19 protein-coding genes are annotated in these 20,214 nt (G+C 70.3%); 13 read left to right on the forward strand and 6 right to left on the reverse strand.

Annotation, left to right across the window (positions count from 1 at the left end):
- Nucleotides 1-21: 21 nt before the first annotated feature.
- The 6 genes from NE236_RS24800 to NE236_RS24825 all read left to right on the forward strand — a co-directional run bounded on the left by NE236_RS24800 (nt 22) and on the right by NE236_RS24825 (nt 8,077).
- Complete coding sequence (locus tag NE236_RS24800) at nt 22-1,959, forward strand: protein kinase domain-containing protein (RefSeq protein WP_252844515.1); 1,938 nt, start codon at nt 22-24, stop codon at nt 1,957-1,959.
- Between the two features lie 283 nt (nt 1,960-2,242).
- Nucleotides 2,243-3,430: a glycosyltransferase family 2 protein gene (locus NE236_RS24805; protein WP_504915088.1), complete on the forward strand. Its 1,188-nt coding sequence runs from the start codon at nt 2,243-2,245 to the stop codon at nt 3,428-3,430.
- A gap of 112 nt (nt 3,431-3,542) precedes the next feature.
- Nucleotides 3,543-4,202, forward strand: coding sequence for a glycosyltransferase family 2 protein (locus tag NE236_RS24810; protein WP_252844517.1), 660 nt, complete (start codon nt 3,543-3,545; stop codon nt 4,200-4,202).
- Nucleotides 4,203-4,497: 295 nt separating this feature from the next.
- Entirely contained in the window at nt 4,498-5,691 is a 1,194-nt protein-coding gene (locus NE236_RS44630) for a molybdopterin-dependent oxidoreductase (RefSeq protein ID WP_252844518.1), read from the forward strand.
- Complete coding sequence (locus tag NE236_RS24820; RefSeq protein WP_252844519.1) at nt 5,688-6,257, forward strand: hypothetical protein; 570 nt, start codon at nt 5,688-5,690, stop codon at nt 6,255-6,257. Before NE236_RS44630 ends, NE236_RS24820 begins: the two co-directional genes overlap by 4 nt.
- The gene (locus NE236_RS24825; protein WP_252844520.1) at nt 6,254-8,077 is read left to right on the forward strand and encodes a glycoside hydrolase family 15 protein; all 1,824 of its coding nucleotides are present in this window, start codon (nt 6,254-6,256) and stop codon (nt 8,075-8,077) included. Before NE236_RS24820 ends, NE236_RS24825 begins: the two co-directional genes overlap by 4 nt.
- A 158-nt stretch (nt 8,078-8,235) precedes the next feature.
- Here NE236_RS24825 and NE236_RS24830 read toward each other — a convergent pair whose 3' ends face one another.
- Together NE236_RS24830 and NE236_RS24835 are read right to left on the reverse strand one after the other, a co-directional pair.
- Entirely contained in the window at nt 8,236-9,177 is a 942-nt protein-coding gene (locus NE236_RS24830) for a hypothetical protein (protein WP_252844521.1), read from the reverse strand.
- Between the two features lie 109 nt (nt 9,178-9,286).
- A complete protein-coding gene (locus tag NE236_RS24835; protein ID WP_252844522.1) occupies nt 9,287-9,715 on the reverse strand; it encodes a protein-tyrosine phosphatase family protein in 429 nt (142 codons plus the stop codon).
- Between the two features lie 197 nt (nt 9,716-9,912).
- Between NE236_RS24835 and NE236_RS24840 the strand changes: the two genes are divergently transcribed.
- From NE236_RS24840 to NE236_RS24870, 7 genes are all read left to right on the forward strand, one after another.
- A complete protein-coding gene (locus NE236_RS24840) occupies nt 9,913-10,881 on the forward strand; it encodes a DUF5954 family protein (RefSeq protein WP_252844523.1) in 969 nt (322 codons plus the stop codon).
- 85 nt (nt 10,882-10,966) lie between these two features.
- Nucleotides 10,967-11,311, forward strand: a complete 345-nt coding sequence (locus NE236_RS24845) for a PadR family transcriptional regulator (RefSeq protein WP_252844524.1) — start codon at nt 10,967-10,969, stop codon at nt 11,309-11,311.
- A gap of 5 nt (nt 11,312-11,316) precedes the next feature.
- Nucleotides 11,317-11,892 (forward strand): hypothetical protein, encoded by a 576-nt coding sequence (locus NE236_RS24850; RefSeq protein WP_252844525.1) that lies wholly within the window; start codon nt 11,317-11,319, stop codon nt 11,890-11,892.
- A 122-nt stretch (nt 11,893-12,014) separates the two neighbouring features.
- Nucleotides 12,015-13,307, forward strand: coding sequence for a VWA domain-containing protein (locus tag NE236_RS24855; protein ID WP_252844526.1), 1,293 nt, complete (start codon nt 12,015-12,017; stop codon nt 13,305-13,307).
- Nucleotides 13,308-13,309: 2 nt separating this feature from the next.
- Nucleotides 13,310-14,119: a hypothetical protein gene (locus NE236_RS24860; RefSeq protein ID WP_252844527.1), complete on the forward strand. Its 810-nt coding sequence runs from the start codon at nt 13,310-13,312 to the stop codon at nt 14,117-14,119.
- Between the two features lie 479 nt (nt 14,120-14,598).
- Nucleotides 14,599-16,305, forward strand: coding sequence for an ABC transporter ATP-binding protein (locus tag NE236_RS24865; protein ID WP_252844528.1), 1,707 nt, complete (start codon nt 14,599-14,601; stop codon nt 16,303-16,305).
- Between the two features lie 36 nt (nt 16,306-16,341).
- Entirely contained in the window at nt 16,342-17,382 is a 1,041-nt protein-coding gene (locus tag NE236_RS24870) for a hypothetical protein (protein ID WP_252844529.1), read from the forward strand.
- Between the two features lie 60 nt (nt 17,383-17,442).
- Here NE236_RS24870 and NE236_RS24875 read toward each other — a convergent pair whose 3' ends face one another.
- The 4 genes from NE236_RS24875 to NE236_RS24890 form a co-directional block, all read right to left on the reverse strand.
- Nucleotides 17,443-18,216 (reverse strand): L,D-transpeptidase, encoded by a 774-nt coding sequence (locus NE236_RS24875; RefSeq protein ID WP_252844530.1) that lies wholly within the window; start codon nt 18,214-18,216, stop codon nt 17,443-17,445.
- An 88-nt stretch (nt 18,217-18,304) separates the two neighbouring features.
- On the reverse strand, nt 18,305-18,850 hold the full coding sequence (locus tag NE236_RS24880) for a hypothetical protein (protein WP_252844531.1): 546 nt from the start codon (nt 18,848-18,850) through the stop codon (nt 18,305-18,307).
- Nucleotides 18,851-19,286: 436 nt separating this feature from the next.
- Nucleotides 19,287-19,730, reverse strand: coding sequence for a MarR family winged helix-turn-helix transcriptional regulator (locus NE236_RS24885; RefSeq protein ID WP_252844532.1), 444 nt, complete (start codon nt 19,728-19,730; stop codon nt 19,287-19,289).
- Complete coding sequence (locus tag NE236_RS24890) at nt 19,727-20,146, reverse strand: SRPBCC family protein (RefSeq protein ID WP_252844533.1); 420 nt, start codon at nt 20,144-20,146, stop codon at nt 19,727-19,729. The genes NE236_RS24885 and NE236_RS24890 overlap by 4 nt, the downstream gene beginning before the upstream one ends.
- Nucleotides 20,147-20,214 lie beyond the last annotated feature (68 nt).

Genomic DNA, 20,214 nt, shown 5'->3' on the forward strand with positions numbered 1-20,214 from the left:
GCCGCCGTCACGATTCACGATGTGATCTCCAATGGTGGCGCTATCTTGATCATTATGGAGATCCGCTCCGCGCCGACCCTTGCGGAGATCGTCGACGGCAATGGCCCGTTGACGTCGACCAGGGTCGCCGCGATCGGGCTCGCGTTGCTGGAGGTCCTGGACCAGGCACATCGAATCGGCATCGTGCACCGTGACCTGAAACCGTCGAACGTGATGCTTCTACCCGGTGACCGGGTCGACCTCGTCGATTTCGACATCGCGCGTATCGCCGGCGACCCGACCCTGACGCACACCGGCCCGCTGTTCGGCTCGCCCGCGTACATGGCGCCGGAACAGGTACGGGGAGACCGCGGAGACGCCGCGACCGACTGGTGGGCCCTCGGCGCCACGTTGTACTACGCCGCCGAAGGCACGGCCGCGTTCGAACGCGCCACGTACGACGCCTGCATCGCCGCCGTTCTGACCGAGTCGCCACCGCCGCCGAGAAGGGCGAGCACCGATCTCGCCGCGTTGTTCTCCGCGCTGCTCGACAAGGACCCTTCGCAGCGCCCTGGATCGGAGTACATCCGTACGGTGCTCGAACGCGTTGCGGGAAGCGCGGTGACGGTCTCCAGCACGCCTGAGTGGGCCCCGGAATCACGGCCGGTGCCGCCGCAGCGCACGTCGGAATCGCTGACGGCCGGGATCGGCCCGGCGCTCGAGAGGGCCGCCCGGATGGGCGCCATGGCGGTACCGCAGGCGACCGAGACGGACACGACCACGCGCCGGTGGGACCGTGGACAAAGTGCCTCGTCTCCGCTCGAACCACCATCCGGTGGCAGGCGTGCTCTCCGTCGTACCGTGCTCGTCGCGGGTGCGACCGTGCTGGTCGCGGTGGTCATGCTGGGGATCGGGATCGGGATCGCGATGCCGCGCCGGCCTGCCCACCGGCACGAGCGTCCGGCCGACCGCCAGGCCATGTCCACGCCTTCGGCGACCCGTCCGCCCTCCCCGGGGACCGCGATCCGCCGTGTACAGGCATGCCACGCCGGGCCCGACGGTGTCAGCTCGATGGCGGCGACGACCTTGAACGGCCATCCGACGATCGTGGCCGGTTGTGATGACGACACCGTGCAGGTGGCCGATCTCGCGACCGGCGCGCTCGGCCGCACGTTCACCGCCTCTGGAGTCCTGACCGTGCAGTCGGTCGCGGTCGGCGTCGTGGGCGGCCACCAGGTCGTCGTCGCCGGCACACAACTGCGTGGCGAGGGCAACGGCTACATCAAGATGTGGGACGTGGCGACCGGCTCACCGACGGGAAAGACCTTCTCCGGTGACACGAACGGCGTGACGTCGGTGGCGCTCGGCACGGCGGGCGGTCGACAGGTCGTCGTCTCCGGAAGTTTCGACACGACCGTACAGACCTGGGATCCGGCCACCGGCAAGACCGTCACTCCGCAACTCGACACCCATTCGGAGGCCATCTCGCTGGCGCTCGCCACGCTGCAGGGCGGCCGGCAGGTCGTCGCCGTGGGCGGTTACGGATCGGCCGTCCGGGTGTTCGATCAGACGACGGGGCATCAGGTCGGCGCGACGTTCACCGGGCACAGCGCCCACGCCAGTGAGTACGTCTATTCCGTGGCGGTCGGCGCCCTAGGCGGACGTAAGGTCGTCGTCTCCGCCGGTGACGATTCGACGATTCAGGTTTCGGACCTGGCCACGGGCGAGCGGATCGGCGCCGTGATCCACATGGCCGCCCATGCGGTCGTCGTCGCCTCTCTGGGTGATCGGCAAGTGATCATCGCTGGCGGCAAGGACCACTCCGTACGCCTGTGGGACCTCGCCACCGGAAAGCCGGTGGGCGGCCCGTTCACCGGCGATTCCGCCGTCATGTCCCTCACGACCACGACGCTCGACGGCAGGCCTGTCGCGGTCGCCGGGTACGAGGACGGCTCGGTGACCGTCTGGAGCCTCGGGTGACCATCCAGCGGAGACCAACGTGGGGATGCGACCGTGACATCTGAAACGACGTGGCTATCTTCTTGCCCGTGGGCGAAAGGGAAGCGTAGTCGACACGCAAATCGTCCAAACCGCGAGAAATAGCGTGTAACTCGGTAATTGTCCGGGTTGGCGCGTCGATCGGGCGGAGTTATCCACAGTCTGTGTTTGCGTCTGGCCGTGCCGGCTCGGCGAACCCCATCATGAAAGTGCCCGGTGGTCAGCGCCGCCGAGGTGGCGGGCGGCTCGGCCGCTGCCGGGTTCCATCTTCAGGAAAGGGGTTCGAAATGCACGGGGGCCTGCCCTTCATAGGGTTCAGCACCATCATTTACGGGGTCGTCGGGCTCGTCACCACGGTCGCGCGGTTCAGGAGGCGCAAATAATGCTCTCCCTCACCGTTATCGTCCCGGCGCACAATGAGGAGGAAGGGCTTCCGGCCACGCTGGAGTCTCTACTCCGCCAGACGGTCCCGCCCGAGGAGATCATCGTGGTCGATGACGGCTCGGTCGACCGCACGGGCGCGGTCGCGCGGGCCTACGGAGTGACCGTGCTGACGCCCCCGCGGAATCTCGGCAGCAAGGCCAAGGCGCAGAACCACGCGCTGCCGCACTGCGGGACCGATCTCGTGCTCGCGGTCGACGCCGACACCGTGCTGGCGCCGGACTACATCGAGAAGATCAAGCCGGCGTTCGGCGATCCGGCGGTCGTCGTCGCGGCGGGAAACGTGCAGACGCGGTTCACCCGCACCGTCTGGGAGCGCGGCCGGTCGATCGAGTACCTCTTCGGCTTCCACTGGAATCGGCCGATCCAGAACCATGCGAACAGCCCGGTGGTCTGCTCCGGCTGCTGTTCGGTGTTCCGGCGGGACGTGCTCGTCGCCTTCGGTGGCTTCCCCGAGCGCACCATCGTCGAGGACATGGACTTCACCTGGTCACAGCAGATCGCGGGCAGGAAGGCCGTCTACGTCGGCGACGCGGTCGCCTGGGCGGCCGACCCGGAGACCCTCACCTACTTGCGTAAGCAGGTGTGGCGCTGGATGGCCGGCTTCTTCCAGAACGTCCGGCTGCACCTCGGACAGCTCATCATCCGCAAGCCCATGCTGGCCCTGTGGATCCTCCTGGCGGTGGGGGAGGTGTTCACCGCGCCGCTGTGGTGGGCCACCCCGTTCCTCTTCACTCTGGGCATGCACCGCCCGGTCGGCCAGACCCTGGCATGGTGGATCGGCTCCGAGCTGATCTTCACCGCGCCGCCGCTGATCTATGCGGCACGGCGGCGGAGGCTGCCGGTGATGCGGGTGCTGATGAACGTCCCGTTCGTCTACCTGACGAAGGCGGTCAACCTCTACTACGCGTGGAAGGCCCTCGTCGTCGAGCTGATCCTGGTTCCTCTCCGCCTCTCCAAGGGGCTCGTCGTGTACGAGAAGGGACGTGCTCACACATCTCCCGGCGCATAGGGCGGACCTGATCGTGTACGGCTGCCACCAGCCGTGCACGATCACCGCAGCGCACGAGGGTGCGTCGGCTCGTGCGGTGTGAGGAACCGGCGGTGAGGGAATGTCGCCGAGCGTGACCGATCCGCTCGTGGAGGTGATCCTGCCCTGCCTGGACGAGGCCGGAGCGCTTCCCTGGGTGCTCACCCGCTTCCCCAGGGGCTTCCGGCCGATCGTGGTCGACAACGGGTCCACGGACGGGTCGGGGGAGATCGCCCGGTCGCTCGGCGCCGTGGTGATCGACGAGACACGCCGGGGCTTCGGCGCGGCATGTCACGCGGGTCTTTCGGCGGCGACCGCCGAGGTCGTCTGTTTCTGCGACTGCGACGCGAGCCTCGATCCCCGGCAACTGCCACGGGTCGCCGACCCGGTTCTCGATGGGTCCGCCGATCTCGTGCTGGGGTACCGGCGGCCCGTCGCGCGCGGGGTCTGGCCGCTACCCGGGCGGCTGGCCAACCGGGAGCTGGCACGGCGTATCCGGCGCCGCACCGGCGTCCGGGTGCGTGATCTCGGGCCGATGCGGGCGGCTCGACGGGCGGACCTGCTCTCGTTGGAACTGTCCGACCGCCGGTGCGGCTATGCGCTGGAGATGCTGATCCGCGCGGCGGATGCCGGCTGGCGGGTGCGCGAGGTCGACGTCGACTACCTGCCGCGGATCGGCCGGTCGAAGGTCACCGGGACGGTACACGGCTTCCGGCAGGCGGTTCAGGACATGAGCACGGTCCTGGCCCGGTGAGGCGCGCCGACGTCGCCTTCCCGACGACGACGCGATCGAGGGGTCACCCCCCGCCACGATGAGTCGGCTCGGGTGCCGCGGGGAATGGGAGGGTAAGTGGCTGTCGGGGGGAGCTGTGGCAGATCGGCCATCACGGGGTGACGCGAGGCACGAGGCCCGGTCCGCTGATCGACCGGGTCGGCGAGGCGACCCCCGAGGTCGGCGGGGAGCCGCCTGGCTCACCGCACATCCACCGCCCGGACCGTTTCGCCGGGAGTTCTGGCGGAGCCCGCTGCGCGGCCCGTGGCTCACGTCGGTGTTCGGCGTCGTCCTCTTGATCGGCATCCCGCTGATCGCGATCACCGGGTTCCTCTCCTACGCCGCGTACGACCCGCGGCTGGCGGGCAACGACCTGACGCCTCAGCGGGGCCTGCTGGGCTTCTACCTGTTCGACTGGCCGACCCGTCCGGTGTGGTTGTACCGGCTCAGCCAGGCGGTCCACGTCATCCTCGGGATCACCCTCGTTCCGGTCCTGCTGGCCAAGCTGTGGTCGGTCATTCCCCGGCTGTTCGACTGGCCACCGGCGCGCTCACCGGCCCAGGCCCTCGAACGCCTCAGTCTGCTGCTGCTGGTCGGCGGTGCGGTCTTCGAGTTCGTCACCGGCATCCTCAACATCCAGCTTTTCTACGTCTTCCCGTTCTTCTACCCGGCGCACCTGTACGGCGCATGGATCTTCCTCGCGGCGTTCGTCGTGCACGTGGCACTGAAGCTGCCGCGGATGGTCAGGGCATTGCGATCGCGCGGTTTCCGCCGCGAACTGCGCACCGGCCTGCGCGAAACCCGCCCCGAACCGCCCGATCCCGATGGTCTGGTCGCGGTCCATCCAGGAGAGCCGACCGTCTCCCGGCGCGGGCTGCTCGGCTTCGTGGGCGGCGCGTCGCTGACCCTGTTCGGACTGTCCGTCGGCCAGACCGTCGACGGGCCGCTGCGACGTACCGCGCTGCTGTCTCCGCATGGGCGCACGTACGGTGAGGGGCCGAACGATTTCCAGGTGAACAAGACGGCGGCGGCCAAGGGCATCACGGCCCGCGACGCGGGGCCCGACTGGCGGCTGGAGGTGGTCGGCCCGCGGCGGACGCACTTGTCCCGCGCGGACCTGCTGAGTATGCCGGCGCACACGTACGACCTGCCGATCGCCTGTGTGGAGGGCTGGTCGACCCTGCAGCGGTGGACCGGCGTGCGCCTGGCCGACCTGGCCCGGCTGGCCGGGGCCACTCCGGGCAGAGACGAGGTCTTCGTCGAATCCCTCGAGCGTGGGGGCGCCTTCGGCCACGTGACCCTCAGCGCCCGCCAGGTCGCCGATCCCGCATCACTGCTCGCGCTTCGCGTCAACGGCGCCGACCTGTCCCTCGACCACGGCTTCCCCGCCCGGATCATCGTTCCGAACGCTCCCGGCGTGCACAACACCAAGTGGGTCACCCGGCTGAGCTTCCGGCCCGCGGGACCATGAGCGCCGGGCGCCCCTCCCGTAGCCGTGCGGCGTACCGGCGGATCACCGCACACTACGGCGCGGATCCGCTGCATCTGCTCGCCCTGCTCGCCTGCTTCGCGCTGGCCGGGTACGCCGCGAGCCGCGTCTTCGCCGCCGGCATCTGGGTCGGGTTCGCGATCTGGTTCGTCGGCGCGGCGGTCGCCCACGACCTCGTGCTGTTCCCGCTGTACGCGCTCGCCGACGTCGCCGTGCAGCGTCGCCGATGGGGACGGCGCCGGCCGGGTCCGCACGTCCACTGGACCCCGTGGATCAACTACGTGCGGGTACCGGTCGGGCTGTCCGGCCTGCTGCTGCTCGTCTGGTTCCCGCTGATCCTCCGCCGGTCCGGCGAGACGTACCGCAAGGCGGTCGGGCTGGACAGCAACCCGTTCCTGGGGCGCTGGCTCCTCGTGACCGGTGTGCTGTTCGCCGGATCAGCCGTCGCCTACGCCGTACGCCTGAGGCGGTCGACGCCCCGCCGGCGCGGCACCCGACGGGGACGGGGGCCGGAGAGGGGGCGCCGGGACGGGGGAGGTGGCTCGTGAGCACACGCCCGATCAGCGACCACGCCCTGTTGTCGGACTGCCGCTCGGCCGCTCTCGTCACCTCCGAGGGATCGGTGGACTGGCTGTGCTTTCCGCGGTTCGACAGCCCGGCGATCTTCGCCCGCCTGCTCGACGAGGACGCCGGGCACTGGGCGATCCGTCCCACGGGTCCCGCCGAGGTCACCCGCAGGTACGTCGCGGACACGCTCGTACTGGAGACCACCTTCCGTACCGCGAACGGAGCGGTCACGCTCGTCGACGCGCTCAGCCTGGGCAGGCGGGAGCGCGGGCACGGCATCGGCAGGTCCTCGCCCGGAGTTCTGCTTCGTGAGGCGACCTGTGTCGAGGGCACCGTCACCCTCGAGGTGACGTACGCGCCGCGCCCGGAGTTCGGGATCGTCCACCCCCTGATGGCGCCGGTGCGCGGCGGGCTGATCGCTCGTGGCGGCGCCCACGTCCTGACGCTGTCGCTCCCCGTGGAGGCGACGGTCGACGGCGCCACCGCCCGCGCGACGGTCACCCTCACCGCAGGCCAACGCCTCGGCTTCGCACTGGCCGCCGGGCCTGGCTGGGAGGCGGCACCGGTGGTCTGGAACGGCCGGCTCATCCATCGCCGGCTCAAGGACACCATCGCCGGCTGGCTCTCATGGTCCCGAGGACACGCACGCTATGAGGGCCCGTGGCAGGAGCAGGTCGCCGTCAGCGGACGGGTGCTGCTCGGCCTGACGTACGCCCCCACCGGGGCGATCGTCGCCGCGGCCACCACCTCACTCCCGGAGGAGGTCGGCGGGCAGCGCAACTGGGACTACCGGTACACCTGGATCCGGGACGCCAGCCTCACTCTGCAGGCCCTGGACACCGCGGCATGTGAGAAGGAGCAGGACGCGTTCTTCGGCTTCCTCGCCCGCGCGGCGGCCTCCCGACTGGGTCACGACGCCGATCTGCAGATCATGTACGGCGTCGGGGGAGAACGCGATCTCAGTGAGCGCCTGCTCCCGCATCTCGGCGGCTGGCGCGGGAGCAGTCCCGTACGCGTCGGCAACGACGCGTGGCGCCAGCGCCAGATCGACGTCTACGGCGAAATCCTCGACGCGGCCCACCAGCTCTCCTCCGACGCGACGAGGCGCCCGTACGACCCCGTCATGCGGACGTTCCTGCTCGACGCCGCCGAGACGGCCGCCCGCCGCTGGCAGGAACCCGACCAGGGCATCTGGGAGATCCGCGGGCCGAGCCGGCACTTCCTGCATTCCAAGCTGATGTGCTGGGTGGCCTTGGACCGTGCCATCGCCATGGCCCCCGCGCTCCACGCCACCGACCGCGTCGGCGAGTGGGAACGGATCCGGGCGCGGATCCGCACGGCGATCCTGACGGACGGCTGGAACCCGCACGCAGGCGCGTTCACCCAGGCCTTCGGCGAGCCGTACCTGGACGCGTCCGCGCTCACCATTCCCCTGGTCGGATTCCTGCCCGGCGACGACCCCCGCGTCCAGGCGACGGTCGACGCCATCGCGACCCACCTCACCGACGCGCGCGGACTCGTACGCCGATACGCCACCGCGGACGGACTTCCGGGAGACGAGGGAGCCTTCCTCCTCTGCACGTTCTGGCTGGCCCACGCCCTCGCCCTCACGGGCCGGGCCGCCCCCGCCGAACGGGCCTTCCTCACCGCCGTCTCCCACGCCAACGACGTCGGCCTGCTGGCCGAAGAGGTCGACTCCGACACCGGCGAGCCCATCGGCAACTTCCCCCAGGCGTTCAGCCACATCGGCCTGATCAACGCCGCACGCGCCATCCGCGACTGTCACGACCGCTCTCCGTGACGAGTCGGCCTGTAAGAGACGGACGGGATGGGCGCGCGGCGTGACGTGACGGCGATGACGTCGGTGGACAGGTGGTCCTCATCGATTCGGTACACAGGCCGTCGGAGATCGGCCGTGAACGCCTCGCGCCGGGCGTTCACGGCCGAGTTCGGCGTGCGCTACCGGGGGACCTGGTCGAACGCCACGAATCCGCCGAGGTTCTCGTCGTCCGTGCCCCAGATCGCCTGTCCGTTGGCCAGGGCGACGATGCCCTCCACCTTGTGGTCGTCCTTCTTGGTGAACCGACGCAGCGCCCGCAGGCTCCCCGTCTTCTTCAGGTCGAGTACCGGGTGTCCTCCCTTGATCTTCAGCTTTCCGGCGTTGTAGACGGCGGAGCTGAACGGTCCGTTGTCGTCGTTGGGGTCCGAGGCCGACGACACGAGCACGGTTCCGTTCGGCAGGACCTTGAGGTCGCTGACGTGCCGTACCTCGTCCTGGTTCGGGAACGGCACTGCGAACTTCTCCTGGTCGGCGGTCGTGCCGATGCGGAGACTCGCCTTCCCGACCGTCGCCGGAGCGGTGCGGACGACCGCCTTCTCCGCGTTCTTTCCGCGGGTCGCCCACACGGCGAAGAGCTTGCCGGCGGAACCTCGGAACAGCGCGAAGCTCTCGTAGTTGTCGCCGTCCTTGCGGTCCGGCAGGGAGACGGGTGCGCCCTGGACCGTGGCCGTGCCACCGGCGACGGTGACGTGGTACGCCGTGCCCTCGCTGGCAAGCGCGATGTAGTGGTTCTTGCGTCCGGGAACCGCGTCGAGCGCCTCCACGTCCTTCGGCAGGGGGCCCTTCCAGGTCAACGGCGTGACCGCCGGTGCCTTGCCGGGCCTGAGCCGTACGGTGGAGATGCGGTTCTCTCCGTCCTTCTTGTTGTCGCGCACGATGAGGACATCCGCCCGGCCATGGCCTATGGGGGCGCCCGCGACGAGGGCCATGCCGCTCACGCCGCCGGTGATGTCCGTACCGACACGCTGCCACTTCGGCTGAACCGCGGCCTGCGCCGGCAGAGCCATGGCCACGACGGCTCCGAGAGCGGCGGTCGAAACGACCAGTTTGTTCATGATCACGACCGGATCGTAGACGACCGGCGTCTTCCTCGCGGGGGATCGCGTCTTCCCGGAGTGAACGGCTCCGGGATGTTCACCGAGTGCTTCGCTCGCGTTCAGAGTCGGCGCATCACCGGAAGCGGGTGACGAAGCGGCGTTGCCAGGGCGTTTCAACGGCGCGCTCGGCGTAGTGCTCGCGGACATAGGCGACCGCCTCCGCCGCGGGCACGCCGTCCAGCACGGCGAGGCAGGCGAGTGCCGTGCCGGTCCGTCCGTACCCGCCGCCGCAGGCGATCTCGACGCGTTCGGTCTCGGTGCGGGTCCACGCCTCGCGGAACGCGTCCGCGGCGGCGCTGCGGTCGGACGGGAGCCGGAAGTCCGGCCAGCGGAGCCACCGTGACTCCCACGGGACGGGAGGCGGTTCGTGGCCCAGGAGGTAGAGCGCGAACGCGGGTTCCGGTCCGTCCGGGAGGGGGCGGCGGAGTCCCCGGCCGCGGACGAGCCTGCCCGAGGGCAGGCGGAGCACTCCCGTGGCCGTGGGCTCCCATGTAGTGATCACGGGGCGAGGGTAGCGTTAATTGCGCCATTCGGCGCCATTGGCGGCATATATTGCAAATCGGTCATTCTGCTGGAACGGCCCTATAGAGGCCGGGGATTCGGGTCGATGACCAGGGGAAACGCCGGTTCGTGCTCTGCCCTTCCGTGGATCCGCCGAAATCGATGCGCGTCCGGGAATCCGTGGGTAAGGATGGTGCCATGTCCTTTCCGTTAATGCCTGGATACGACTACATCAATGTGGTGGCCGACCTCGAGCCGGTCGCCGCGATGTGGGACAGGGACCTCGGAGATCGCATCCGGACCTACACCAAGCTCCTTCCGGCAGGGGCGCCCGATTTCGGGTACGCCGTGCAGAAGGGCACCGAGTGGCGCATCGGCAGCATCGGCGCGTGTGACCCGGAGGGGGCCCGCTACACCCTCGCCGCGGGCCTGCGCATGGGGGCGAAGCAGGAGAACGATCCGGAGACCGTCCGCGCCATGCGCGCGGTGGCCGACCGGCTCGACCCGGAGGACGGCAGGCAACTCCCCAAGGACGAGTGGGAGATCGGCGACCGTCGCTATCGAGTGATCAGGATCGAGAAGTTCACGCTGATCGGCCAGCGGGTGATGGAGCCGCCACGGCCGACCGACACCGAGCCTCCGGACGAGGGCCGTTTCCTGGAGGACCACCTCATCGAGCCGCGGGCGCCGGCGGGGCAGTGGGAGGCGCAGCTGCGGTTGAACCTCGTCGGTCACCTGCCCATCCCCGGCACGGTGCCCGAGACGGTGGAGATCGAGGCCCGGCACGCGATCCGCACCCATCCCGGCGTGGTCCTGCTCCCGCCCACCTTCACCGTCGTGGAGATCAAGGGCGACTCCTGGGAGCCCCTCACCGGCGCGGACGGTCCCCTCCAGGCTCGTTTTCACCTGGCGAAATACTTCAGCGAGCTGCTGCCCCGCCTCCTGGAGTTCCAGGGCGAGCCGGCCGAGCCGGAGGAGATCGCCGAGTGGGAGGCCGCGGCGGACGAGATCGAGGCGATGAGCGGGCCGGAGTTCGCCGTGTTGGATCGCAGGTTCCGCATCGTGCGCGTCTCGCGGATGCTCCGCGTCGGCCGGGACGGCCCGGAGGGCCCGCGCCCGTCCGATCAGGAACGCTACGGCATGCAGGGGACGGAGTCGCGATCCTGACCGACCGCCGTGCGGCAGGCCGCGAACGCCGACCAGGGCGGTACGAGGGATTGCTCTATATGTCGCTCGGCGATATATATGTCGCATGAAGCCATCCCCGCTGCGGGAGCAGAGCTATCTGATTCTGCTGGCGCTGGCGCCTGAGCCGCTGTACGGCTACGGCCTCATCGCCGCGGTGCGCGAGCTGTCGGACGGGCGCGTCAAGCTGGGAGCCGGCACGCTGTACGGCGCGCTCGACCGGCTCGGAGCCGACGGCCTCGTCACCCTCGATCACGAAGAGGTGGTGGACGGCCGCTTCCGCCGCTACTACAAGCTGACCGACCAGGGTCATCGGGTGCTCACCGCCGAGACCGAACGGCTGGCCGAGCTGGCGGCCAGAGCACGCCGGCGCCTCGCGGCGTCGCGCGTCGCTCCCCGCCCCGCGGGATGAACGACATGGACGACGCCTACGAACGCCGCTGCCGTCTTCTGCTCCGCGCCTACCCGCCTCGCTACCGCCGGTCCCGGGGTGCGGAGCTGCTGGGCACCCTGCTGGACGCCGCCGAGCCCGGACGCGACACCCCGCCGCTCCGCGACGCGTGGGACGTCATCCGTGGCGGCGTGCTGTTCCGGCTGCGTGACCGGCCGCCGCCGCACCGGTGGCTCGCGTACCGGGTGCTGAACACGCGCCTGCCGTACCGCCACCGGTGGTGGGTGCGGGACGACGTGTTCGGCCGCGGCTACCACTTGCGGGAGTCCCTGCCCGGCTACGCCGCGATGTTCCTCATCCTGTGGGTCGCGGGCGCGGTGATGAGCTCCGCGTCCGGCCTGCCCGTCACCCCCGCGATCCGCCCGACACTGTGGGGGCTGCTCATCATCGCGGGGATCTGGCTGATCCCGGTCCCGCCGCTGATCCGCAAGAAGAGGGAGCGTGTGCTGGTCCAGCACGAGTTCCACCCCGACGGGACGTCGTACGCGTCCGGGCCGTGGCAGCCGGAGGGCCGGCCGCAGCCCGACGACCGGCCGGCCTGACCCCGAGAGGCGGGCTTCCGGCCGGCACCTCACGTGCCGACCCGGTCGAGGAGACCGGCGCCGCGGGCTCGCCCGGCTCGTGCCGATTTAGTACCTCACTCGTTGATCATTAGGATCCTCGGGTGATCATCAGACGACGGTCCGCGGCCGGCCTGCTGTGCATGCTGGCCGCATTGGCGACGCTCGGCGCGCCTCCCGCCTCCGCCGCCAGGGCGACCGCCAAGGAGCCGCCCAAGGTCGAGCTCGTCCTGGACGTCAGCGGCTCGATGCGGGCCAGGGACATCGACGGACGAAGCCGGATATCGGTGGCCCAGCAGTCCTTCAACGACGTGGTGGACGCCCTACCGGCCGAGACGCAGTTGGGCATCCGGGTCCTCGGATCCCGCCACCGCTACCCCGGCAGTCCCAAGAGCGTCGGGTGCCGGGACACCGAGCAGATCAGCCCGGTCGCCACGGTCGACAAGGGGGAGGCGAAGGCCGCCATCGCGACGCTGCGCCCCACCGGCTGGACCCCGATCGGGCTGGCCCTGCGGGCCGCCGCCAAGGACCTGGGCGCCGGTGAGACGACCCGGCGGATCGTCCTCATCACCGATGGCGAGGACACCTGCGCGCCGCCCGACCCGTGTGACGTCGCCCGCGAGCTCGCCGCGCAGGGCACCCACCTCGTCATCGACACGCTCGGGCTCAGCCTGGACGACAAGGTCCGGCGCCAGCTGACCTGCATCGCGGGCGCCACCGGCGGGACCTACACCGCCGTCCAGCACCAGCAGCAGCTCACCAACCGGCTCAACCAGCTGGTCCATCGGGCGGGCAGTACCTACCAGCAGACGCCGCAGCAGGTGGCCGGGGGCGCGCAGTGCGTCAACGCGCCGGTGCTGTCTCCCGGCGTCTACACCGACCGCGAACGGTTCGGCGAGCACCGCGTCTACCGGGTGCCCGTCGCCCCCGGGCAGGAACTCCGGGCCTCCGTGAGTGTCGGGCTCGACCGCAGCTTGAACCCCGACTACGGCGTGCTGCTGCGCGCCACGTCCCAGGACGGTCAGGAACTCGTCCGCGGTACGGACGCGGGCAGCGGACGCACCGACGTCCTGTCCACCGGGCTGCGCTGGTCCGACCAGCGGCCGGCCACGGCGTCTGAGCAGCCGTCCGCGTCGCCGTCGACGGCCGCGTCCGCGACGGGCACCGTCTGCCTGGTCGTGAGCAACTCTTTCTCCGCGCCCCCCGCCGTGCGGACGGCCCCCGGCATGCCTCTGGAACTGACCGTCGACGTGGTGCCCTCCTCGCCCACGCCGAACGGTCCGGACCTCGGCCGCGGCTGGCTGCTGCTCGTCGTGCTCACCGTCGCGGGTCTGGTCGCCGGTCTGGTCTTCGGCTGGCTCGCCCGCTGGCGGATCGCCATCTGGAAGGAGAACTGACCGTGCGCGTCACACCGCTCCTGAGCCTTCCGATCGCGACCGCCGTCCTCGCGCTGGCCACCGCCGGCCCGGCCTTCGCCGGCGGCAAGGCGTCGCCCAAGCCCCGTACGACGGTCGGCACCGCCGGGACGTCCTTCCTCACCGCGACCGCCGTACGGCCCGGTCAGTCCGCACGGCTGTCGGCGTCGACCGGCGACTACCTGTACTGGTCGTTCGCCGCGGCCGCGGGGCAGACCGACCGGATCGCCGTCACCGTCACCCTGCCCGCCGAGACGAACCGGCCGGGGGCCGCGACGTGGACCGTCGACGTCTTCGACGGGCTGCGCCGGCGCCAGGCGTGTACGGCGGGCCCGCAGACCGTCACCGCACAGTCCGGAACGGCGAAGATCTCGCTTCAGTGCACACTGCGTCAGATCCGTTCCTGGGCCGAGCCGTGGTCCAGCGACCCTTTGCCCGGCACCTATTACGTCCGGCTGTCGGCGGCCGACCTGTCGGAGCAGGGCCTCGGCCTGCCGGTCGACGTACAGCTGCGGATCGGCGCGCGGAACGGGAACGCCGAGCCGTCCGGCGCGAAGCTGAAGGCTCCGCTGTCTCCCGCGATCAACCCGGGGGCGACCGTGGCCCCTGATGCCGTGCCCTCGGTGGACCCCTCGGCGGTCAGCTCCGCGCCCAAGCCGGTGCAACGCGCCAAGAGCTGGCTCTCCTGGCCGTCGACCCGCTGGTGGTGGACGATCGGCGGTGGCGTGCTCGCCGCCGCCGCGGCGGTCGCCGGCTACAGCCTGACCCGCCATCCCCGGCGCTGGTTCTCGTGAGTTCGCCGGCCCGTGCGCCCTGCCGGGCCGGCGTAACAAAACTGTCGTGCCGCCTGCGCTGATGACCGACGGCTGACGCGCGCCCCCTGGGCGGTGTGAAGACGGCCACCGTGTGATCCCCGGTATCCAGCGGATCGCACGGTGGCCGTCGCGTTGACCTGATGGCGCGTCTCAGCCCGATCTTAATCGGCTCTCATTTCCGTCTTGGCGGGCTCTCAATCAGGGCCTCTAATGTCTTTCTCGTAAGCGCCGAAAGGCGACAGAGGAAGAAAGGTCCGAAAATGAGCTTCCGCAAGATCATGCCGCTTCCCCCCAAGAAGAAGCCGGCTCCGAAGCCGCCGCACAAGCACCACAAGAAGCACGGCAAGCCGCTTCCCGTGCCGCCGCACCAGCGGTAACACGCGTTAAAGGGGGGTGAGGGAGTCGGCAGGCGATCGCCTGCCGGCTCCCTTCTTCATGCTGCGAGGAAGTGGGAAGAAATGCTCTCGACACGGGATGCGTTCCGTCGTTTCTGGCCGTACACGCGCGGGCTTCGCCGGTGGCTCGTGGTCGGCGCGCTGCTGCTGATCCTCTCGGCGGCCTGCGAGGTCGTCGCCATCTGGCTGTTCGGCGACATCACCGACCATGTGCTGGCGGCCAAGAATCTGCACGCGTTCTGGACCCCGGCCGCGATCTGGCTGGAACTCGCGGTCCTGACCGGCGTCGCCACCTTCGGCGGGAGCTATCTGACCACGCTCGTGGGGGAGCGGTTCCTGCTCCGGCTGCGCGACTCCGTCTTCGCGCACGTTCAGGGGCTCTCCCCGGACTTTCTCGACAACCGTAGGCTCGGTGACCTGATGGTCCGCCTCACCGGGGACATCGAGGCGATCGAGCAGTTCGTCGCCTCGGGGGTGATCCAGACCGTCACCGCGGCGGTCAGCGCGGTCATCTTCGCCGCTGCCGCCCTGTACGTCCGCTGGGACCTGGCGCTCGTGTCGTTCGCCGTCGCGCCGCTGTTCTGGGTCGCGATGCGGAACTTCACCTCGCGGTTCCGGGACGCAGCCGTACGGGAGCGGGAGAGCAGCGGCGCGATCACGAGCGTCGTGGAGGAGACCCTGTCGAATCAGGCGCTCGTCCAGGCGTACAACCGGCAGCGCGCCGAACAGCGGCGGCTGCACCGGGAGGGGCTGTCCTGGCTGGAGGCCAAGATGGCCGAGACGCGGCTGGCCGCGCTGTACGAGCCGCTGGTGCAGGTGATCGAGACGGTGTGCGTGCTCGTCGTGCTCGGCTTCGGCGCGTGGGAGCTCACGAACGACCGCGTGACGCTGGGCGGCCTGCTGTCCTTCGCCGCCTACCTCGGATACCTCTACCCGCCGATCCAGAGTCTGGGCCAGGTCAATCTGATCGCCTCGGAGGCGACGGCGAGCGCGGAGCGGATCGTCGAGCTGGTGGAGGCCCGGCCCGCGGTGGTCAACCGCCCGGCGGCCCGCACCCGCGCCGCGCGGCGGGGACGGGTGGCCTTCGACGACGTCACGTTCTCCTATCCCGGCAGCGAGCGGCCCGCCGTCGAGGGGTTGTCGTTCCGCGCCGGGCCCGAGGAGCTCGTCCTGCTGACCGGGCCGAGCGGATCGGGCAAGTCGACCATCACCAAGCTGCTGCTGCGGTTCTACGACCCGCAGGCCGGGCGGGTCCGCCTCGACGGCGTCGACATCCGCGAGCTGTCGCTGGCGACGCTCCGCGACACCGTGACCCTGCTGCAGCAGGAGACGATGCTGTTCCCCGGAACGGTGCGCGACAACATCGCGTACGCCCGGCCGGACGCCACCGACGAGCAGATCGGCACGGCCGCGCGGGCGGCGGACGCCCACGACTTCATCATCGCGCTGCCCGAGGGTTACGACACCCCGGTCGGGCAGCGCGGCCGTCTGCTGTCCGGCGGGCAGCGTCAGCGGATCGCGATCGCGCGGGCGATGCTCCGCGACGCGCCGGTGCTGATCCTCGACGAGCCGACCACGGGCCTGGACGCGCCGACCGCCCGCCGGGTGCTGGAACCGCTGCGCCGGCTGATGGCGGGCCGTACGACCATCCTCATCACCCACGACCTGCACCTGGCCCCCGAGGCCGACAGGGTCATCACCCTTCAGCCGGCCGCCGATGTGCGCACCGTCTCATCCGACGATGATCCACTTTTGGCGCGTTTGCCCTAAGCTGCCCGATCACATCCCCCTCGGCAAGGAGTGTCATTGGGTTCCCCCCGACTCATGGGCAGCGTCACGGCGGTCGTGTTCCTCGGCGCGGTCGCATCCGGGTGTTCCACCACCTCGGCACGGCCGCAGTCCGCCACCGTGTCGCGCTCCGCCCCCGCGGCGATCGCGTACGCGCCCGACGACGACCAGAAGACGGCCGCGTACTGGACGCCCGCGCGCATGAAGGCCGCCAGGCCCCTCGCGGACGAGACGGCGTCGACCGCCGACCGGGCGATGCGAGCCACGGCGCGGCCGGAGGGCGGCGCGCCGGTGACCGTCGACCCCGTCCTGCCGTCGGCCGCCGCGACGCGGACCTCGGCGAGCGGCGTCAGCACGACCGGGAAGAATCAGGCCACCTGGAAGCGCGGCGGCCTGGTCGTCAGGACCGCGGGCAAGCTGTTCGGCAAGGGCGACGGTGGCGCGGGGTTCGTCGCCTCCGCCGATGTCGTGAAGAGCAAGGACGGCGACGTGGCCATCACCGTGGCGCACGCGCTCCGCACCCCGACGGGCAAGTCGACCACGAACCTCGTCTTCGTGCCGGGCTACAAGAACGGGAAGGCTCCGTACGGGAGGTTCGCCGTGCGCCGTGCGTTCGTCCCCGGCGAGTACATGAAGAAGGACGGCTCCGGGACGTGGGTGCGGGACAGCCGGTACGACTTCGGCGCGATCGTCCTCAAGCCCCTGAAGAATCGCAAGATCCAGTCGGTCGTCGGAGGCCAGGGCATCACCTTCAACACGCCTGACCGTCCCACCGGCTACCTGTTCGGCTACCCGGCCAACGGCAACAAGGGCCAGACCCTGCAGTACTGCAGCGGCCCTCAGGTCCAGGACCCGGGCGGCGTCATGCCCCACGGCATGGCCTGCGACATGAACGGCGGCTCCAGCGGCGGCCCGTGGTTCCGCGGCTTCAACGTGAGCAAGGGGACGGGCTACCAGATCTCCGTCCACGCGGCGCACACCACGGTCAGTCTGATCAGCTATGGACCGTACTTCGGCGCCAGCGTGCTGGCCACGTACCGCGCCGCCGAGCGGGCCTGACCCGGCCTAGCCGGTCCGGCCGGGGCCGTGCCCTCTGGGGCGGCCCCGGCACCGGCGGGTTCAGGCGTTGATCTGGACCGGAGTGCCGAGCGGCAGCATCTTCGCCATCCGGCTGATCACGGTGTTGCCGACCCGCACGCAGCCGTGGCTGACGGACTTGCCGAGCGACTGCGGCTCGTTCGTCCCGTGGATGCCGATGATCGCGTCCTGGCCCTGGAACTGGGTCAGCGTCGTCGAGTAGCCGGACAACCCGTAGGCGTACGGACCGTACGCCCCCTTGGGGTTGGGCGCCTGCAGAAGCTCGGTGAGGTAGTAACGGCCGCCGGGCGTCGGGGTGTCGGACTTGCCGATCGCGGCGGGAGTGTCGATCAGCACGCGCTTGCCCTGGTAGACCTTCACCCGGTGCGCCGACTGGAGGACCTGGACCCAGTAGCTGGTCTTCGTGGTGATGAGGTCCTTCTCGGCGATCCACCCCTCGCTGCCGTTCGGCGGCACCGGCAGCAGGACGTGCACCCAGCCCGGTCTGCTGCCCACGACGAGGAACACCCGCTTGACGCCGTCGGGGTTGGGGTTGCTCAGCTGCATGCTCGGCGACGCGTCGCCGGGGCTCTTGAAGATGTCGACCGTCTTCGGGCGTGCGGTGGCGATCGTGCTCGGGCCGTCGCCCAGCTTCACCGACTCGGTGTCGGCCGCCTTCGCGGTGGAGTTCGCGGCGGGGCTCTTCGCGGCGTCGTGGGCCGAGCCGCCGCCGCAGCCGGTCAGGGAGAGGCTCACGGCGACACCGATCGCCGCGGCCGCCCAGCGGGGGCCCGGCACGGCCAAGCTGATGGACATCCGTCCCGCTCCTTAGAAGATCGTGAGGTGGATGACAGGCGGACGGCCCGGGAACGCGCCTTCCCGGGCCGTCCTACGCGTTCGTCCGTCAGCCGGTGAACTTCGGCTGCGCCTTGACGGGCGTCGCCGGACGCGCCTCGCCGCTCGGGGCGGTCGCGACGGGCGTCGGGGTCGCCGTGTGCGTCTTCTTGACGGTGCTCGGCTTCGCCGACGGCTTCGCGCTCTTGGACGGCGTGCTCGGGTGCGGGTGAGGCGGCTTCGGGGCAGCCTTGCAGTGCGCGACACCGAACGTCCCGTGGCGCTGCCACACCGGCAGGTCGCCGCGGTCGGGACGGTAGGCGATCACGTTCACCTTCGACGCGTGGGTCGGCAGCGCGACGCTGCCCCGGGCGGGCGCCCAGAGCTTGGTCGAGCTCTGGGCGTGGTTGCTGTCCGACCACGTGAAGGGCACCCGGCCCCACCCGTTCGGGTTGTACACCATCCAGTTCGGCTGGCCGTTCACCCCGCAGGCCGCCCGCAGTTGGAGCTTGGGGTCACGATCGTTGCAGGCCCACGCGGGGGACGCGGTCATCGTGGCGACGGCGAGTGCGGCCGCCGTACCGGCAAAGGTCAGGCTCGCCTTTTTCAGGCGCATGCAGTACCTCCAGCAAAGGAGAGTAGGTCAGGGTGCGCCGCGAGACTCTCCATCAACGGCGCAGGCGGCACACTATCGGTCAGATGCCACGTATGTCTCATCGATCGACAATGCTTTACTATTCGGCCAGCTTCGGTTCTCATCGCTTCAGATCGCCTTGCGGCGCAGGCGATCCCGCGACCGCCGCGCCTTCCCTGACCTGCGCCGGGAAATGCGAGCACTCATCTTACGGGGGGTTTTCACCCGTTCTGTGATCTGGTCGGAGCGGGCCGCATCAATTTGCGAACGCACGCCGGAATCCGGCCGGTGACCTGAGGGCGTGGCGGAAGGTCGTCACCCGTGTCGACCTGCCCGGATCACGGCGGGTGAGGTTCCGTGAACCCCCCCGAGGGGGCCGGGTGACCCCCCGCCTCCGGAGGCCGGCAGAAAACTTCGGTCAGGGCGCGGGCTCGTCCGGCGGCACGGCCAGCGGCCTCAGGACCCGGAGCAGCGCGGCGGGGTCCGGAACGCGGCGGAAGAACTCCGCGTCGGCCGCCTCCACCGCCGAGATCGCCGTACGCGCCACCTCGGCGCCCCGCTCCGTCACGCGCAGCCGCCTGGCACGCGTGTCGGCGGGATCGACCCGGCGGCCCAGCAGGCCCTTCTCCTCCAGCTTGCGCAGCACCTGCGACGTCATCTTGATGTCCGTGACGGCGCGCCGGGCCAGGGTCAGCTGGTTGGGCTCCTCGCCGTGGGTGTTCAGCCACCAGGTGGTGGCCAGGAGGACGAACTGCACATGGGTCAGATCGAGCGGGGCGAGGGTGGCGGTCATTGTCCGCTGCCAGCGCAGCGTGACCTGCCAGAGCAGGAACCCGGGGCTGTCGTCGGGATGGGACGTCATCGGCCCTCGGCCAGCCGGACCAGGGCCGCGACGGTCTCGGGGAAGTCGGCGGTGATCGCCGGGCCGAGTTGCGGACCGACCTGGTCGGCGGCGGGCCCGTCGATCTCCGTGCGGTAGACGATCCGGCTCCGGCCGTCGCCGAGCGGCTCGATGCGGTGCACGGTCGTGACGACGAAGTCGCCGGCGTCCATCTCGTCGACGAACAGTGTGTTCTCCTCCGCCTGCGCCACCTTCAGCACGATCGGCTCGTCCCCGGGGGGCGTCATGGTGATCTGGGAGCCGACCGCGAACGGGCCGTCGATCTCGACCTTCTCGATCTCGGCGTTCCAGGTCTGCCAGCCCGGCACGTCGGCCCAAAGCCTCCAGACCGCCTCCGGGGTCGCGACCGTCTCGGCGATGTGCTCGTAAGACCACATGTCCCTGCTCCGTTCTCCGCGGGGGGTGTTGCCAGGAATATAATCTGTGCGGAGATTATCTGTCCACT

The organism is Actinoallomurus purpureus, assembly GCF_024055795.1.
GTDB lineage: Bacteria > Actinomycetota > Actinomycetes > Streptosporangiales > Streptosporangiaceae > Actinoallomurus > Actinoallomurus purpureus.

Excerpts from the sequence above, each read along its gene's own strand:
- NE236_RS24865 (WP_252844528.1), top strand. The coding sequence starts at position 14,599 with ATGCTCTCGACACGGGATGCGTTCCGTCGTTTCTGGCCGTACACGCGC.
- NE236_RS24840 (WP_252844523.1), top strand. The coding sequence starts at position 9,913 with ATGTCCTTTCCGTTAATGCCTGGATACGACTACATCAATGTGGTGGCC.
- NE236_RS24885 (WP_252844532.1), bottom strand. The coding sequence starts at position 19,730 with ATGACGTCCCATCCCGACGACAGCCCCGGGTTCCTGCTCTGGCAGGTC.
- NE236_RS24850 (WP_252844525.1), top strand. The coding sequence starts at position 11,317 with ATGGACGACGCCTACGAACGCCGCTGCCGTCTTCTGCTCCGCGCCTAC.
- NE236_RS24820 (WP_252844519.1), top strand. The coding sequence starts at position 5,688 with ATGAGCGCCGGGCGCCCCTCCCGTAGCCGTGCGGCGTACCGGCGGATC.
- NE236_RS24890 (WP_252844533.1), bottom strand. The coding sequence starts at position 20,146 with ATGTGGTCTTACGAGCACATCGCCGAGACGGTCGCGACCCCGGAGGCG.
- NE236_RS24880 (WP_252844531.1), bottom strand. The coding sequence starts at position 18,850 with ATGCGCCTGAAAAAGGCGAGCCTGACCTTTGCCGGTACGGCGGCCGCA.
- NE236_RS24845 (WP_252844524.1), top strand. The coding sequence starts at position 10,967 with ATGAAGCCATCCCCGCTGCGGGAGCAGAGCTATCTGATTCTGCTGGCG.
- NE236_RS24875 (WP_252844530.1), bottom strand. The coding sequence starts at position 18,216 with ATGTCCATCAGCTTGGCCGTGCCGGGCCCCCGCTGGGCGGCCGCGGCG.